Annotated in this window: 15 protein-coding genes; 12 read left to right on the forward strand and 3 right to left on the reverse strand. The window is 71.0% G+C overall.

Going from position 1 to position 16,012, the window contains the following annotated elements; translation table 11 throughout:
- Window positions 1–10: 10 nt before the first annotated feature.
- Window positions 11–406, reverse strand: a complete 396-nt coding sequence (locus BKD26_RS00160; RefSeq protein WP_084894436.1) for a type II toxin-antitoxin system VapC family toxin — start codon at window positions 404–406, stop codon at window positions 11–13.
- Window positions 403–642, reverse strand: coding sequence for a hypothetical protein (locus BKD26_RS00165; protein WP_084895272.1), 240 nt, complete (start codon window positions 640–642; stop codon window positions 403–405). Before BKD26_RS00165 ends, BKD26_RS00160 begins: the two co-directional genes overlap by 4 nt.
- Window positions 643–813: 171 nt before the next feature.
- On the opposite strand from BKD26_RS00165, the gene BKD26_RS00170 reads away from it, so the two are divergent.
- The 6 genes from BKD26_RS00170 to BKD26_RS00195 all read left to right on the forward strand — a co-directional run bounded on the left by BKD26_RS00170 (window position 814) and on the right by BKD26_RS00195 (window position 7,647).
- Entirely contained in the window at window positions 814–1,359 is a 546-nt protein-coding gene (locus BKD26_RS00170) for a CGNR zinc finger domain-containing protein (protein WP_084894438.1), read from the forward strand.
- 110 nt (window positions 1,360–1,469) lie between these two features.
- Window positions 1,470–2,063 (forward strand): sigma-70 family RNA polymerase sigma factor, encoded by a 594-nt coding sequence (locus tag BKD26_RS00175; RefSeq protein ID WP_064072166.1) that lies wholly within the window; start codon window positions 1,470–1,472, stop codon window positions 2,061–2,063.
- Window positions 2,060–2,875, forward strand: coding sequence for a zf-HC2 domain-containing protein (locus tag BKD26_RS00180; protein ID WP_084894439.1), 816 nt, complete (start codon window positions 2,060–2,062; stop codon window positions 2,873–2,875). Before BKD26_RS00175 ends, BKD26_RS00180 begins: the two co-directional genes overlap by 4 nt.
- Before the next feature lie 60 nt (window positions 2,876–2,935).
- Window positions 2,936–5,224, forward strand: coding sequence for a UvrD-helicase domain-containing protein (locus BKD26_RS00185; RefSeq protein WP_084894441.1), 2,289 nt, complete (start codon window positions 2,936–2,938; stop codon window positions 5,222–5,224).
- Between the two features lie 383 nt (window positions 5,225–5,607).
- Window positions 5,608–7,041, forward strand: a complete 1,434-nt coding sequence (locus BKD26_RS00190; protein WP_084894443.1) for an NAD-dependent malic enzyme — start codon at window positions 5,608–5,610, stop codon at window positions 7,039–7,041.
- Window positions 7,042–7,365: 324 nt separating this feature from the next.
- Window positions 7,366–7,647: an HU family DNA-binding protein gene (locus tag BKD26_RS00195; RefSeq protein ID WP_084894445.1), complete on the forward strand. Its 282-nt coding sequence runs from the start codon at window positions 7,366–7,368 to the stop codon at window positions 7,645–7,647.
- Between the two features lie 577 nt (window positions 7,648–8,224).
- Here BKD26_RS00195 and murA read toward each other — a convergent pair.
- Window positions 8,225–9,565: a UDP-N-acetylglucosamine 1-carboxyvinyltransferase gene (murA, locus tag BKD26_RS00200; RefSeq protein ID WP_073750574.1), complete on the reverse strand. Its 1,341-nt coding sequence runs from the start codon at window positions 9,563–9,565 to the stop codon at window positions 8,225–8,227.
- Between the two features lie 262 nt (window positions 9,566–9,827).
- Between murA and BKD26_RS00205 the strand changes: the two genes are divergently transcribed.
- The 6 genes from BKD26_RS00205 to BKD26_RS00230 all read left to right on the forward strand — a co-directional run bounded on the left by BKD26_RS00205 (window position 9,828) and on the right by BKD26_RS00230 (window position 15,953).
- Window positions 9,828–10,388, forward strand: a complete 561-nt coding sequence (locus BKD26_RS00205) for a YqgE/AlgH family protein (protein WP_073750575.1) — start codon at window positions 9,828–9,830, stop codon at window positions 10,386–10,388.
- Window positions 10,389–10,567: 179 nt separating this feature from the next.
- A complete protein-coding gene (locus BKD26_RS00210) occupies window positions 10,568–10,861 on the forward strand; it encodes a DUF3039 domain-containing protein (RefSeq protein ID WP_084894448.1) in 294 nt (97 codons plus the stop codon).
- 202 nt (window positions 10,862–11,063) lie between these two features.
- On the forward strand, window positions 11,064–12,359 hold the full coding sequence (locus BKD26_RS00215; RefSeq protein ID WP_084894450.1) for an extracellular solute-binding protein: 1,296 nt from the start codon (window positions 11,064–11,066) through the stop codon (window positions 12,357–12,359).
- A gap of 4 nt (window positions 12,360–12,363) precedes the next feature.
- Entirely contained in the window at window positions 12,364–13,368 is a 1,005-nt protein-coding gene (locus BKD26_RS00220) for a sugar ABC transporter permease (RefSeq protein WP_084894452.1), read from the forward strand.
- The gene (locus BKD26_RS00225) at window positions 13,365–14,207 is read left to right on the forward strand and encodes a carbohydrate ABC transporter permease (protein WP_084894455.1); all 843 of its coding nucleotides are present in this window, start codon (window positions 13,365–13,367) and stop codon (window positions 14,205–14,207) included. Before BKD26_RS00220 ends, BKD26_RS00225 begins: the two co-directional genes overlap by 4 nt.
- 78 nt (window positions 14,208–14,285) lie before the next feature.
- Window positions 14,286–15,953, forward strand: coding sequence for a beta-N-acetylhexosaminidase (locus BKD26_RS00230; protein WP_084895274.1), 1,668 nt, complete (start codon window positions 14,286–14,288; stop codon window positions 15,951–15,953).
- Window positions 15,954–16,012: the final 59 nt, after the last annotated feature.

Consider the following 16,012-nt stretch of genomic DNA (forward strand, 5'->3'; position numbering starts at 1 on the left):
GAGGGGTGCGTCAGCCGATGACCTCGATGGTGCACCGCGAGGCTCCGCAGCGGCTGAGACGCGCGTCTCCGGTGATCAGTGGACACCCGAAGGTCTCTGCCGCCGCGATGTAGGCGGCGTCGTAGCCCGACACGTTCTGCCGCAGCTCCCACATGCGCGGGAGCAGACGCCGTACCTGGACCGTCTCGAGGGATACGTCGGACAGGGCTGCAACTGCCGCGTCGGCCCTTTCCGGGGTGATCTTCTGTCCGAGCAGTCGCCCCCGGACCGCGTGAAAGGTCTCGACAAGGAGATGCTCGGGGGCCGCCCAGTGGGTGTCGCGCATGAGCCGGGCACGGGCGGCCTTTCCTGCTGTGCCGTCACCGGTCAGGGCCTCGGTGAGTACGGAGGCGTCGATGACGATCAATTGTCGCGCTCCGTCCGGCCTGCCTCGATCTCGGCCACGGTCTCCGTCATATCCGTGTCGACGCCGTCGGCGCGGTCCTCGAAAGCGCGCAGCAGCGCCAGGTTGTTCGCCCGTTCCGCTTCGGCGGTGACCAGGGACAGGAGATAGGTCTGGAGCGACTGGCCAAGTTGCCGAGCTCGGTCGGCCAGTATGTCGCGCACCTCGTCCGGCACGTCACGGATCTGAAGAGCCACCATGCATGCATTGTGCATGCGCGGGGGGGTGTGCCGCAAGCGACTCAGGGGGCGAACCATGCCGACGCGCTCGCGCAATGGGCGTACTCCGGCCACGCCGACCCCGCCGACGAGGGCCCACCGATCGGGTAGGCGGGGTTCCGGTCCGGGGTCCGGGCGGGCACTCTGGGGCGCATGGTGGCATGGCGGTTCCACTCCGGGCGGCTCTGCCTGGATTTGATGGCCGAGCCGCCGTCCGACGCCGGGCGGCTCGCACAGTGGCTCCACACCGCCGGGCTCGTACCGGCGGGCACCCCGCTCGACGCGGTGGACGGGCACTGGGTGGAACGGTTCGCCGAACTCGCCCGGGACATCGACGGGTTGGTACGGGACGAACTCGCCGGCCACGGCCGGTACGCCGGCCCCCGCCTCGACCACCTCAACGCCCTCGCCGCCGCCCCGCCGCCCGCGCCCCGCGCCGTACCGGGCGAAGAAGGCCGCCTCGTACGGGCCTTGACCGCCCCGCCCGACTGCGGAGCTCTCCTCGCGGTCGTCGCCCGCGACGCCGTCGAGCTGCTCACCGACCCGGCCACCCGCGCCCGGCTGCGCCAGTGCGAGGGGGAGCGCTGCCGGCGTGTGTACCTGGACACCTCGCGGGGGCGCCGGCGCCGCTGGTGCTCCAGCGAAATGTGCGGCAACCGGGAGCGGGTGGCCCGTCACCGGGCGCGTACACACGGCTAGTTCCGAAAACTTCCTGAGAAAGAATCTCCCCGCGTTGAGTCGATCGGCTGCCGCGTCCGTAGTGATGGGGGACAACGAGTCAGATCAAGGTCTCGACCGGGAGGTTCCAGGTGCGCAAGGATGCCGCCGTGGCCGATGACCGTCGGGGGACGCATCGAGCCCGGCATCGAGCGGTGCCCGCCCGCACCCAACCCGACGTCCCGGACGAAGAGTTGATGCGGGCCCTCTACCGTGAACACGCCGGGCCCCTGCTCGCCTATGTACTCCGCCTCGTCGCCGGCGACCGCCAGCGCGCCGAGGACGTCGTACAGGAGACGCTCATCCGTGCCTGGAAGAACGCCGGTCAGCTCAATCGGGCGACCGGCTCTGTCCGACCCTGGCTGGTGACGGTCGCCCGGCGTATCGTCATCGACGGCCACCGCAGCCGGCAGGCCCGGCCGCAGGAGGTCGATCCGTCGCCGCTCGAGGTCATGCCCGCGGAGGACGAGATCGACAAGGCGTTGTGGCTGATGACGCTCTCTGATGCGCTCGACGATTTGACCCCGGCTCACCGGGAAGTCTTGGTCGAGACCTATTTCAAGGGGCGTACGGTCAACGAGGCTGCCGAGATCCTCGGCATACCCAGCGGGACCGTCCGGTCCCGGGTGTTCTACGCACTGCGTTCGATGAAGCTCGCGCTGGAGGAGAGGGGGATCTCGGCATGACGTCGCACCACGCTCCACAGGGGAACGAGTCGGTGCACGACGCCGTCGGCGCGTACGTGCTCGGCATTCTGGACGACGCCGAAGCCACCGCCTTCGAGGCGCATCTGGCGGGCTGCGACCTGTGCGCCCACCACCTGGAGGAGTTCTCCGGGATGGAACCGATGCTGGCCATGCTCGCCGAGGCCCCCGGCCCGGCGGCCCAGCCCGTCGTCCTCCCGGTGCCGGACCGGCCCGGCGCCCGCGGCGCGCCACCGGCACCCATGCTGGACCGCCTCGTCGACGAGGTGGCCGCCAAACGGGCCCAGCGCCGCCGCCGCAGCCGTTTCCTGGTCGCGGCGGCCGCCGCGCTGATCATCGGCGGTCCCACGGCCGCGTTCGTCGCCACCTCCGGCGAGGAGACGAACCGGACCAACCAGGCGATCGACCCGCACCCCACCAGCCCCGCCGAGGACGCCTTCTTCCACCATATGGATGAGAAGGTCCAGCACACCGACGCGTCCACCAAGGTCAGCGCCACCGTCGGCATGGAGAAGAAGGCCTGGGGCACCCACACGGTCCTGGAGCTGAAGAACGTCAAGGGCCCGCTCAAGTGCAACCTGATCGCCGTCTCCAAGACCGGTGAGGAGGAGGTCGTCACGTCCTGGGCCGTCCCGAAGTGGGGATACGGCATCCCGGGCAGCACGCACGAGGTCGGCAAGAACCCGCTGTACGTCCACGGGGGCGCCGCCATGGACCGGAACGACATCGACCACTTCGAGGTCCGGACGTTCGACGGACAGCGCCTGGTGGAGGTCGACGCGGCCACCGCCTGACATACCCCCTTCCCGTGGCGTACGCTCGACGGCTGCCCAGCACGTCAGAAGGGGGCCTCGGTGGCCGCGCAGGAAGCCGACCGTGGTGTCGATACGGTCCGGGACCGAGAGATCGGTATCGAACAGGACCATCTGGATCAGGTGTACCGCCGCCTCGAGGAGAAGATCCACGAGGCGGAGTTCCTGATGAACGACGCCGCCAAGCGCGGCCAGGTCGGCACGCCCGGCGCGCTCGCCGAGCGGGACGCCCAGGTGTTCCGGGCCGGTATCCACCTCAACCGGCTCAACAACGAGTACGAGGACTTCCTCTTCGGCCGCATCGACCTGCTGTACGGCAAGGACGGCAAGAAGGGCCCGGACGGCGCGTACACCTCCGTCGAGCCCGCCGACGACGCCGTACGCCCGGACAGCACCGCCGACATCGGCGAGACCCTGCACATCGGCCGCATCGGCGTCCTCGACTCCGACTACGCGCCGCTGGTCATCGACTGGCGCGCCCCGGCCGCCGCGCCGTTCTACCGCTCCACACCGGTCGACCCGGGCCGGGTGGTACGCCGTCGGGTCATCCGCTCCCGGGGCCGCAAGGTCCTCGGCGTCGAGGACGACCTGATGCGCCCCGAGCTGAAGGCCCGGCTCGGCGGCGAGGAGCTGGCGGTGATCGGCGACGGTGCGCTGATGGCCGCGCTCGGGCAGGCGCGCAGCCACACCATGCGCGACATCGTCTCCTCCATCCAGGCGGAGCAGGACCTGGTCATCCGCGCGCCCGCCGCCTCCGTGACGTACGTCGAGGGCGGTCCCGGCACCGGCAAGACGGCGGTCGCGCTGCACCGCGCGGCCTACCTGCTCTACCAGGACCGGCGCAGATACGCGGGCGGCATCCTGATCGTCTCGCCGACCCCGCTGCTGGTCGCCTACACCGAGGGCGTCCTGCCGTCGCTGGGCGAGGAGGGCCAGGTGGCGATCCGCGCGGTCGGCAGCCTGGTCGACGGGGCGGAGGCCACGGCGTACGACGAGCCGGCCGTCGCCCGCGTCAAGGGCTCCTCCCGGATGCGAGCCGTGCTGCGCAAGGCCGTGCGGGGCGCCCTGGAGCTGGGCGACGCGCCCGAGCGGCTGCGGGTGGTGGCCTTCGGGCGCCGCCTGGAGCTGGAGGGCGAGGAGCTGGCCCGGATCCGGCACGCCGTGCTCGGCGGCACGGCGCCGGTCAACCTGCTGCGCCCCCGGGCCCGCAAGCTGCTGCTGGACGCCCTGTACACCAAGTCGGGCGCGGCATCGCGGCACCCCGGTGACGCGGAGCTCGCCGCCGAGCTGCGCTCCTCCTTCGACGAGGACGTGACCACCGAGGACAGCTTCATCGAGTTCCTGAACGCCTGGTGGCCCGAGCTCACACCCCGGCGCGTCCTGGAAGCGATGGCCGACGAGAAGCGGCTGGGCCGCTGGGCGCGCCGGGTGCTCAACCCGGGCGAGGTGCGGCGCCTGGCCCGCTCCCTCAGACGCGACGAGCTCTCCGTGCACGACGTGGCGCTGCTGGACGAGCTCCAGACGCTGCTCGGCGCCCCGGCGCGCCCGCGCAAGAAGCGGGAGCTGGACCCGCTGGACCAGCTCACGGGGCTGGAGGAGCTGATGCCGGTACGGGAGGAGACCCAGCGCGAGCGGGCCGAGCGGCTGGCAGAGGAGCGGACCGAGTACGCCCACGTGATCGTCGACGAGGCGCAGGACCTCACGCCCATGCAGTGGCGGATGGTGGGCCGGCGCGGGCGGCACGCCACGTGGACGGTGGTGGGCGACCCGGCCCAGTCGTCGTGGCCGTTGCCGGACGAGGCGGCCGGGGCGCGGGACGAGGCGCTGGGCACCCGGCCGCGCCGCCGCTTCGAGCTGACGGTGAACTACCGCAACCCGGCCGAGATCGCGGAGCTCGCCTCGAAGGTGCTGGCCCTCGCCATGCCGGGGATGGAGGCGCCGCGGGCGGTCCGCTCCACGGGCGTGGAGCCGCGTTTCGTCGCCGTGCGGGACGGGGACCTCGCCGACGTCGTACGCGAGGAGGCGCGGCGGCTGCTGGACCGGGTGGACGGCACGGTGGGCGTCGTGGTGGCGATGAACCGGCGCGGGCACGTGGCGCGGTGGCTGGCGGACCTGGGCGACCGGGTGGTGGCGCTGGGCAGCCTGGAGGCGAAGGGCCTGGAGTACGACGCGACGGTCGTCGTCTCCCCGGCGGAGATCGCCGACGAGTCCCCGGCCGGCCTGCGGGTGCTGTACGTGGCGCTGACGCGCGCGACGCAGCAGCTGACGGTGGTGTCGGGGCGGCGGGACGAACCGGACGCGGACGGCGTGCCGGACCTGCTCAGGGACTGAACGCGCGGGAGGGGGATCACTTACCGGGGCGGTTTGTTAGCCTGGGTGGTGGCACCGGCTCGATCCAAGCCCCCGGGCCCAACCTTCGTCGCTACGAGCGACCACTTGCCGCGAGGCGAGCATGGCGGGTCGGTGCCACTCAAGCAGTGAACAGCAGGTCCGTGTCATCCTCCGATGGCGCGGGCCTGCTGTCGTTTGTCCGTTGGGGCTTCCGCCAAGACCATGATCTCTCGTATGGTGGAAAACAGTTTCCGAAAAACTGAACGACCGAAACGACCGCTATTACCTGCTACTCGCAGGTAGGTGCGACCATCGGAGGGCTCCGCCCGGCCACCCGCCGGCGCGGCGCGGCAACGAACCAGGGAAAGCAGAGGAACACGGCCATGGCAACGGCGCCCAGCGTCTCGTACTCGATGACGGTCCGGCTGGAGGTGCCCGCGAGCGGAACCGCGGTCTCCCAGCTCACCACGGCTGTGGAATCCTCCGGCGGCTCGGTCACCGGCCTCGACGTCACCGCGTCGGGCCACGAGAAGCTGCGGATCGACGTCACCATCGCCGCCACGTCCACGGCGCACGCCGAGGAGATCGTCGAGAAGCTGCGCGGCATCGAGGGCGTCGTCCTCGGCAAGGTCTCCGACCGTACGTTCCTGATGCACCTCGGCGGCAAGATCGAGATGGCGTCCAAACACCCCATCCGCAACCGTGACGACCTCTCCATGGTCTACACGCCCGGCGTCGCCCGCGTGTGCATGGCGATCGCCGAGAACCCCGAGGACGCCCGCCGCCTCACCATCAAGCGCAATTCCGTCGCAGTTGTGACGGACGGCTCCGCCGTACTGGGCCTGGGCAACATCGGCCCCAAGGCCGCGCTGCCGGTCATGGAGGGCAAGGCGGCCCTCTTCAAGCGGTTCGCCGGCATCGACGCCTGGCCCATCTGCCTGGACACCCAGGACTCCGACGCCATCGTCGAGATCGTCAAGGCGATCGCCCCCGGCTTCGCCGGCATCAACCTGGAGGACATCTCCGCACCCCGCTGCTTCGAGATCGAGGCGCGGCTGCGCGAGGCCCTGGACATCCCCGTCTTCCACGACGACCAGCACGGCACCGCGATCGTCGTCCTCGCCGCCCTGACCAACGCCCTCCGGGTCGTCGGCAAGGCCATCGGCGACGTACGGGTCGTCATGTCGGGCGCCGGAGCGGCCGGTACGGCCATCCTCAAGCTGCTGATCGCGGCGGGCGTCAAGCACGCGGTCGTCGCCGACATCCACGGCGTCGTCCACGCGGGCCGCGAGGACCTCGTCGCCGCCGACTCCGAGTCGCCGCTGCGCTGGATCGCCGACAACACCAACCCCGAGGGCGTCACCGGCACCCTCAAGGAGGCCGTCCACGGCGCCGACGTCTTCATCGGCGTGTCCGCCCCGAACGTCCTGTCCGGCGATGACGTGGCGGGCATGGCGGACGGCGCGATCGTGTTCGCGCTCGCGAACCCGGACCCCGAGGTCGAGCCGGCAATCGCCCGCCAGACGGCGGCAGTTGTGGCCACGGGACGGTCCGACTTCCCCAACCAGATCAACAACGTGCTGGTCTTCCCGGGCGTCTTCCGCGGCCTGCTCGACGCCCAGTCGCGCACGGTCAACACGGAGATGATGCTGGCGGCGGCGACCGCCCTCGCGAACGTCGTCACCGAGGACGAGCTGAACCCGAACTACATCATCCCGTCGGTCTTCAACGACAAGGTCGCGGGCGCGGTGGCGGGCGCGGTGCGCGAGGCCGCGAAGGCCGCCGGCTCCGGTGTGACGGCGCCCACGTCCGTCTGACCTCCGGCGCGTCGTGACTCCCGGGGCCGTAAACCCGCCTTTAGGGTGGCGGTTCGGCCCCGGGAAGTCTCGGAGAGTCTCGGAGGAGTCGACCCAACGTCACCACGGCGGGGCTGTGGCGCTTTTCGTGTGACTCCGGAGGGTGCCGGATTGGCTTTCCCGCCGCTGGTGGGGGCAGGATGCGTATTCGGGCGCGAGGGTCTGACAGCAGACCCGGGCCCGGGGACTGTCCGAGGGCCCTGGCAGCATCGGCTTCGCTGTGCCCAATATGCGGCTCCGCCGCGTGGCACGCCTCAACAGCAAGAAGAACACGGGAGTAACAACATGAACCGCAGTGAGCTGGTGGCCGCCCTGGCCGACCGCGCCGAGGTGACCCGCAAGGACGCCGACGCCGTGCTGGCCGCGCTCGCCGAGACCGTCGGTGAGGTCGTCGCCAAGGGCGACGAGAAGGTCACCATCCCCGGCTTCCTGACCTTCGAGCGCACCTCGCGTGCCGCTCGCACCGCTCGTAACCCGCAGACCGGCGAGCCGATCAACATCCCGGCCGGGTTCAGCGTGAAGGTCTCCGCGGGCTCCAAGCTCAAGGAAGCCGCCAAGGGCAAGTAAGCCGCCATGGCGCGTTGAGAAGGGCGGCCACCCCTCTGAGGGGGTGGCCGCCCTTCCGCGTGCCCGGCGTCCGCCGCGGGAGGCCGGCGCGGCCGGCCCGGTACACAGCACCGCACGCGTGCGTGGTTGCCCGGCACAGCCCCCGTGGGCGGGCCATAGGGCCTCGTGCGTCCCGTACGGGCGGGCCCGTGCGCCGTTGGTGCGGGGCTCGTGCGGCCCGGTGTGTGCGGCGCGTACGTCCCGCAGGGGCGGCGGCTCGTGCGCCGCTGATGCGGCTTTCTTGCGGCCGCGTCCCGGCGCCCGCACGTAACGCCGGCCGCGTGCGACGGGCCTCCGCGCGTTGACGGCCGTGCGGCGGCGTTGCGGCCGCGTAGAGCCCCGTACGAGCCCGTACACGCCCGTACCCGGCCCCGTACGAGCCCGTACCCGGCCCCCGTGCGAGCCCGTACCGGCCCCGTAACGAGCCTGTACCGGCCCCGTACGAGCCCGTACAGGCCCCCTACGGGCCCGTACGGGCCGGGAACGGCCGACGGCCCCTCGCGGGGGGCGAGGGGCCGTCGGAAGGGCTTACGGGGCGTCAGACGATCGCGCTGCCGGGCAGTTCGACCTTCGCGCCGAGCTCCACGAGCTTCTCCATGAAGTTCTCGTAGCCGCGGTTGATCAGGTCGATGCCGTGGACCCGCGACGTGCCCTGCGCCGCGAGCGCCGCGATCAGGTACGAGAAGCCGCCGCGCAGGTCCGGGATGACCAGGTCCGCGCCCTGGAGCTTCGTCGGGCCCGACACGACCGCCGAGTGCAGGAAGTTCCGCTGCCCGAAGCGGCAGTCCGAGCCGCCCAGGCACTCCCGGTACAGCTGGATGTGCGCACCCATCTGGTTGAGCGCGGAGGTGAACCCGAGCCGCGACTCGTACACCGTCTCGTGGACGATGGACAGGCCCGCCGCCTGCGTCAGGGCCACCACCAGCGGCTGCTGCCAGTCGGTCTGGAAACCGGGGTGTACGTCGGTCTCCAGGGCGATCGCCTTCAACGGGCCGCCCGGGTGCCAGAAGCGGATGCCCTCGTCGTCGATCTCGAAGGCGCCGCCCACCTTCCGGAACGTGTTGAGGAACGTCATCATCGAGCGCTGCTGGGCGCCGCGCACATAAATGTTGCCCTCGGTCGCCAGCGCCGCGCTCGCCCAGGAGGCCGCCTCCAGGCGGTCAGGGAGCGCGCGGTGGGTGTAGCCGCCGAGCTTGTCGACACCGGTGATCCGGATGGTCCGGTCGGTGTCCATGGAGATGATCGCGCCCATCTTCTGCAGAACGCAGATGAGGTCCTCGATCTCCGGCTCCACCGCCGCGTTGGACAGCTCCGTGACGCCCTCGGCCAGCACGGCCGTCAGCAGCACCTGCTCGGTCGAGCCGACCGAGGGGTACGGCAGCCGGATCTTCGTGCCGCGCAGCCGCTGCGGGGCCTCCAGGTACTGGCCGTCCGCCCGCTTCTCGATCGTCGCGCCGAACTGGCGCAGCACGTCGAAGTGGAAGTCGATCGGCCGGCCGCCGATGTCGCAGCCGCCCAGGCCCGGGATGAAGGCGTGGCCGAGGCGGTGCAGCAGCGGGCCGCAGAACAGGATCGGGATGCGGGAGGAGCCCGCGTGGGCATCGATGTCGGCGACGTTGGCGGACTCGACGTGCGTGGGGTCCAGGACCAGCTCGCCCGGCTCCTCGCCGGGGCGGACGGTCACACCGTGCAGCTGGAGCAGTCCGCGGACGACGCGGACGTCACGGATGTCGGGCACATTGCGCAGTCGGCTCGGCTCGCTGCCGAGGAGGGCGGCGACCATCGCCTTGGGCACGAGGTTCTTCGCGCCGCGGACGCGGATCTCGCCCTCCAGCGGGGTTCCGCCGTGGACAAGCAGTACATCGTCTGTGCCGGTCATGAATCTCGCGTTCCGGAGAGGGGGGCAGGGGGCCAGGGAAAAGGGTAAGGGGGCGGAGTGGGCTTCTTGGTAGCCCAAGGACGCCAGTCAGATGTAATGAATTCGGCACAACACCCTCTGTCCTTCACTCCTTGCGGACGGTTACGGTCCGCTTTCGGCCAGGACGGACACCGGGCGCCGTGTGAGCAGCGGATCGTTCCCGGTGGTCGCGAGTCGGCCGCTCACCCCCCGCGGAGGGCCGGGATGCGGGATCATGTCTGGCATGACCGAGGTGTCCTCGCTCACAGGACGGCTGCTTGTCGCCACCCCCGCGCTGGCGGACCCGAACTTCGACCGCGCGGTGGTGCTGCTGCTCGATCACGACGACGAGGGCTCCCTCGGCGTGGTCCTCAACCGTCCGACACCGGTCGGTGTCGGCGACATCCTCGAAGGGTGGGCCCCGCTGGCGGGCGAGCCGGGTGTGGTGTTCCAGGGCGGTCCGGTCTCGCTCGACGCGGCGCTCGGGCTCGCGGTCATCCCGGGCGACGAGGGGCCGCTGGGCTGGCGGCGGGTGTACGGCGCGATCGGGCTCGTGGACCTGGAGACCCCGCCGGAACTGCTGGCCGCGGCGCTGGGCAGCTTGCGGATCTTCGCCGGGTACGCGGGGTGGGGCCCGGGTCAGCTGGAGGACGAGCTCGCCGAGGGCGCCTGGTTCGTCGTGGAGTCCGAGCCGGGGGACGTCTCGTCGCCGAGGCCGGAGACCCTGTGGCGGGAGGTCCTGCGCCGCCAGCGCAGCGAGCTGGCGATGATCGCCACGTACCCGGACGATCCCTCGCTCAACTGAGCTCGTCGGGCCACTCGGGGTAATTACGACAACTTTCGGCCATGTGCCCGGGCCGTGCCCAGGCTGCCCGCCCCGGAGACCGGTGGGTGACGGGCTTCACACCCGTACGCCGGTGTGCGCCGCCGGGCGCGCGGGGCCTCGCTCCCGGGATGGCGCCGACGTGAGTACCCTTGGAGCTCATGAGCACTCTTGAGCCCGAGCGCGGGGCAGGTACGGGGACCCTCGTAGAGCCGACGCCGCAGGTGTCGCACGGCGACGGCGACCACGAGCGCTACGCCCACTATGTCCAGAAGGACAAGATCATGGCGAGCGCCCTCGACGGCACTCCCGTGGTGGCGCTGTGCGGGAAGGTCTGGGTACCGGGTCGTGACCCGAAGAAGTACCCGGTCTGCCCCATGTGCAAGGAGATCTACGAGTCCATGGGCGCCGGTGGCGACAAGGACAAGGACAAGGGCGGCAAGGACAAGAAGTAACGCCCCCGGCCCGGCGGGCCGTACGGGCGGTGGCCCCCGGAGCGCGTACGTGTGTACGCGCTCCGGGGGCCTTCGTCGTCGTGTGATCACGAAGTGGTCGAGACCTCTTGTGGGGGTCCCGGGCCGGCTCTACCCTCCTGCATGTTGTGCGGTACGAAATGACCGTTGCGTATGTTGCAACGCCTTCGGAGGGGATCCGCCCATGAAACTTCCTGCCCGACTCGTCGCTCCTTTCGTCGTCCTCGCGATGGCCGCATGTGCCCCGCAGACCTCCGCCGGCACCGGCGCGAAGGAGGACGCGAAGACCGGCACCCTTCGCGTCTGGCTCTTCCAGGAGGTCAACAACAAGCCCAAGGAGCAGGTCGTCGACGCGGCCGTCGCCGCCTTCGAGAAGCGGCACGAGGGCGCCGATGTCAAGGTCGAGTACATCCCCGTCGACACCCGGGCGCAGCGCGTCAAGGCCGCCTTCAACGACCCGGCGAGCGCGCCGGACGTCATCGAGTACGGCAACACCGACACCGCCGGGTACGTGAAGGACGGCGGACTCGCCGACGTCACCGCCGAGTTCGGCGCCTGGGCCGAGGCCAAGGACACCGACCCGACCGCGCGGGCGTCGGTCACGGTGGACGGCAAGGTGTACGGCGCACCGCTCTTCGTCGGCGTACGGGCCCTGTACTACCGCACCGACGTGTTCAGGGAACTGGGCCTCGCCCCGCCCAGGACGCAGGCCGAACTGATCGCGACCGCGAAGAAGATCCGCACGGCGAAGCCGGAGCTGTACGGCATCGCCGTCGGCGGCGCGTACACGTACGGCGCGCTGCCCTTCATCTGGGCGAACGGCGGCGAACTGGCCACGGAGAAGAACGGCTCGTACACCTCCGTCATCAACGGCGCGGCCGCCCGCACGGGCATCACCGCGTACACCTCGCTCTTCAGCGACGACAACTGCCCGGCCGCCAAGTGCGCCTCCATGGGCGGCAACGCGACCGTCACGGCCTTCGCCTCGGGCAAGGCCGCGATGGCGATCGGCGGCGACTTCAGCCGCGCGGCGGTGGAGGCGGGCGAGGCGAAGGGCAGGTACGCGGTCGTCCCGCTGCCGGGCGTGACCGCCGGGTCCATAGCGCCGGCGTTCGCGGGCGGCAACAACATCGGCGTACTGAAGAGCAGTTCGCACCGCACGCTGGCCGTGGACCTGATGAAGTCGCTGGCGGGTAAGGACACGCAGCGGAGGCTGTTCGACGCGATGGGCTTCCTGCCGACGTACGCGGACGTGCGGGCGGAGGCGGCGAAGAAGCAGCCGTTCGTGAAGCCGTTCATCGACACGCTGTCGGCCGGTACCAAGTTCGTCCCCGCCTCCCCGGGCTGGGGCGGGATCGACGCCTCGCTGGTCCTGCCGACGATGTTCCAGGAGATCGTGAGCGGCCGTAAGGACGTGGCGACGGCGTCCGACGACGCGGCGAAGAAGATGAACGCGGCGTTCGCCTCGGCGGCGGGCTGACCCGATGACGTCCGACGTGATCCCGGCCGGCCCGTCCACCCCGTCCATCCCGTCCGGCCAGGGTGCCCTCCCCGGTTCGGGGAAGCGCGGCGGCCGGGGCGGGTGGTCGGCGAAGGGCCGGACGGCGCCGGGGCGGCACGGGGGACGGGCCCCGTGGATGTACCTCGCGCCCGCGCTGGTCGTGCTGGGTGCCCTGCTCGTGTACCCCATCTACCAGCTCGGGCTCATCTCGTTCCTGGAGTACACCCAGGCCCAGGTCAGCGGTGGCGAACCGACCTCCTTCCAGGGCCTGGGCAACTACGCGGCCCTCTTCCGTGACCCGCAGTTCTGGCAGGTCCTCCTCGCCACTGTGCTGTTCGCCGCCGCGTGTGTCGTCGCCACCCTGGCCGTCGGGTGCGCCCTCGCCGTACTCCTCACCCGCGTCCGCGCCGTGCCCCGCCTCGCGCTCATGCTGGCCGCGCTGGGCGCGTGGGCGACGCCCGCCATCACCGGTTCCACCGTCTGGGTGTTCCTCTTCGACCCGGACTTCGGTCCCGTCAACAGGCTGCTCGGCCTGGGCGACTTCTCCTGGACGTACGGGCGCTACAGCGCCTTCGCGCTCGTCCTGTTCGAGGTCGTCTGGTGCTCGTTCCCGTTCGTGATGGTCACCGTCTACGCGGGCATCAGGGCCATCCCCTCCGAGGTCCTGGAGGCCGCCGCCCTCGACGGCGCCTCCCAGTGGCGGACCTGGCGCTCCGTCACCGCCCCGATGCTCCGGCCCATCCTGGTCGTCGTCACCATCCAGTCGGTCATCTGGGACTTCAAGGTCTTCACCCAGATCTACGTGATGACGAACGGCGGTGGCATCGCCGGCCAGAACCTCGTCCTGAACGTCTACGCGTACCAGAAGGCCTTCGCGTCCTCCCAGTACAGCCTCGGCTCCGCGATCGGCGTCGTCATGCTGCTCATCCTGCTCGCGGTCACCCTGGTGTACCTCCGCCTGCTGCGCCGTCAGGGAGAAGAGCTGTGAGCCCGATACGTCGCGTCCACCGCCCCTGGCGCCTCGCCGCCGAGGCCACCGCCCTCCTCGTGGCGGCCGTCGTCGCCTTCCCCCTGTACTGGATGGCCCTCTCCGCCCTGAAACCGGCCGGCGAGATCCAGTCCACGAACCCCCGCCCCTGGACCCTGTCCCCGTCCCTCGACTCCTTCCGCCGCGTCTTCGAACAGCAGGACTTCGGCCGCTACTTCCTCAACAGCCTGCTGGTCGCCTCCGCCGTCGTCGTCGCCTCCGCGCTCATCGCGTTCCTCGCGGCGACGGCGGTCACCCGGTTCCGCTTCCGGCTCCGTACGACGCTGCTGGTGATGTTCCTGGTCGCGCAGATGGTGCCGATCGAGGCGCTCACCATCCCGCTGTTCTTCCTCATGCGGGACCTCGGCCAGCTCAACACCCTCGGCTCGCTGATCCTGCCGCACATCGCCTTCTCCCTCCCCTTCGCGATCTGGATGCTGCGCGGCTTCGTCAAGGCGGTCCCGGAGGTCCTGGAGGAGGCCGCGTACATCGACGGCGCGAGCCGGACCCGCTTCCTGTGGCAGATCCTCTTCCCGCTGGTCTTCCCCGGGCTCGTCGCGACGAGCGTCTTCTCCTTCATCTCGACGTGGAACGACTTCCTGTTCGCCAAGTCGTTCATCATCAGCGACACCTCCCAGTCGACGCTCCCCATGGCCCTGCTCGTCTTCTTCAAGCCGGACGAGAACGACTGGGGCGGCATCATGGCCGCGTCGACCGTGATGACCATCCCGGTGCTGGTCTTCTTCGTACTCGTACAGCGCCGCCTTGTTTCGGGCCTGGGCGGCGCGGTCAAGGACTGACGCGCCGCCGCTTCTTTCGAACCGAACTCCCGAACTCCCGCACCCCGAAAGGCGGAACCGGTGGACCCGCACGACTCGATGGACCCCGTGGAGCTCACGGACCTGATCCCGGCGCCCCGTACCGCCGCGTGCCGGGGGAGCTCCCCGGGCTACCTCTCGCTCGACGAGGGCACGACACTGGACGCGCGCCCCGGAACCGAGGGCGTGGCCCGCCGGCTCCGCGCCACGATCGGCGCCGCCACCGGTCTCCCGCTGGCGCCCGGCAGGGATCCGCGCGGGATCCTGCTGCGGATCAGCGCGCGCGTGGAACGGGAGTACGGCCCGGAGGGCTACCGGCTGTCCACCGACGGCTCCGTCGAAGACGTCGCGGTCGTCATCGAGGGAGGCAGCGCCGCCGGGGTGTTCTGGGGGGCCCAGACGCTCCGTCAACTGCTCGGCCCCGACGCGTACCGCAAGGCGCCCATCGGGCCGGCCGGCCGGGAGTGGGAGCTGCCCATGGTCACCGTCGAAGACGGCCCCCGCTTCTCCTGGCGCGGCGTCATGCTCGACGTCGCCCGCCACTTCCTCCCCAAGGACGACGTCCTGCGCTACGTCGACCTCCTCGCCGCCCACAAGCTCAACGTCCTCCACCTCCACCTCACCGACGACCAGGGCTGGCGCATCGAGATCGAGCGGTATCCCCGGCTCACCGAGATCGGCGCCTGGCGGACGCGTACGAAGTGGGGGCACCGGGCCTCGGACCTCTGGAACGACACCCCGCACGGCGGTTACTACACCCAGGACGACATCCGCGAGATCGTCGCGTACGCCGCCGAGCGGCATATCCGCGTCGTACCCGAGATCGACATACCCGGCCACTCGCAGGCCGCCATCGCCGCATATCCGGAGCTCGGCAACACCGACGTCATCGACACGACCACCCTCCCCGTCTGGGACACCTGGGGCATCAATCCGAACGTACTCGCCCCCACTGACAGCACCCTCCGCTTCTACGAAGGCGTACTCGAGGAAGTCCTCGCTCTCTTCCCGTCGCCCTTCATCCACCTCGGCGGCGACGAGTGCCCCAAGGACCAGTGGAAGGCCTCCCCGGTCGCCCAGGCCCGCATCGAGGAACTCGGGCTCGCCGGCGAGGAGGAGCTCCAGGCGTGGTTCATCCGGCACTTCGACCGCTGGCTGGCGGACAGGGGCCGCCGCCTGATCGGGTGGGACGAGATCCTGGAAGGCGGCCTCGCGCCCGGCGCCGCCGTGTCCTCCTGGCGTGGGTACGCCGGCGGGATCGCCGCCGCCGAGGCGGGCCACGACGTCGTCATGTGCCCCGAGCAGCACGTGTACCTGGACCACCGGCAGGACGGCGGCGCCGACGAGCCGGTGCCGATCGGCTACGTACGCACCCTGGAGGACGTCTACCGCTTCGAGCCCGTACCGCCGGGGCTGTCCCCGGACGCCGCCGCGCACGTCATCGGCACCCAGGCCAACGTCTGGACCGAGGTCATGGAGAGCCGTTCCCGCGTCGACTACCAGGTCTTCCCGCGCCTCGCCGCCTTCGCCGAGGTGGCCTGGTCCACCCGGCTCCCGGCCGCCCCCGCCGAGCGCGACTTCGCGGACTTCGAGCGCCGCATGACCGCCCACTACCGGCGCCTCGACGCGCTCGGCGTCGACTACCGCCCGCCCGGCGGCCCGTTGCCGTGGCAGAGGCGACCGGGGGTGCTCGGACGCCCGATCGAGGGGGCGCCGCCAAACGTGTGAGCCCCGGGGCAAGGCCCACGCGCCCGAGCCCGGCACCTGGGACCGTGGGGCCCGCCGAC

This window comes from Streptomyces sp. CB03238, assembly GCF_002099185.1.
Lineage (GTDB): Bacteria > Actinomycetota > Actinomycetes > Streptomycetales > Streptomycetaceae > Streptomyces.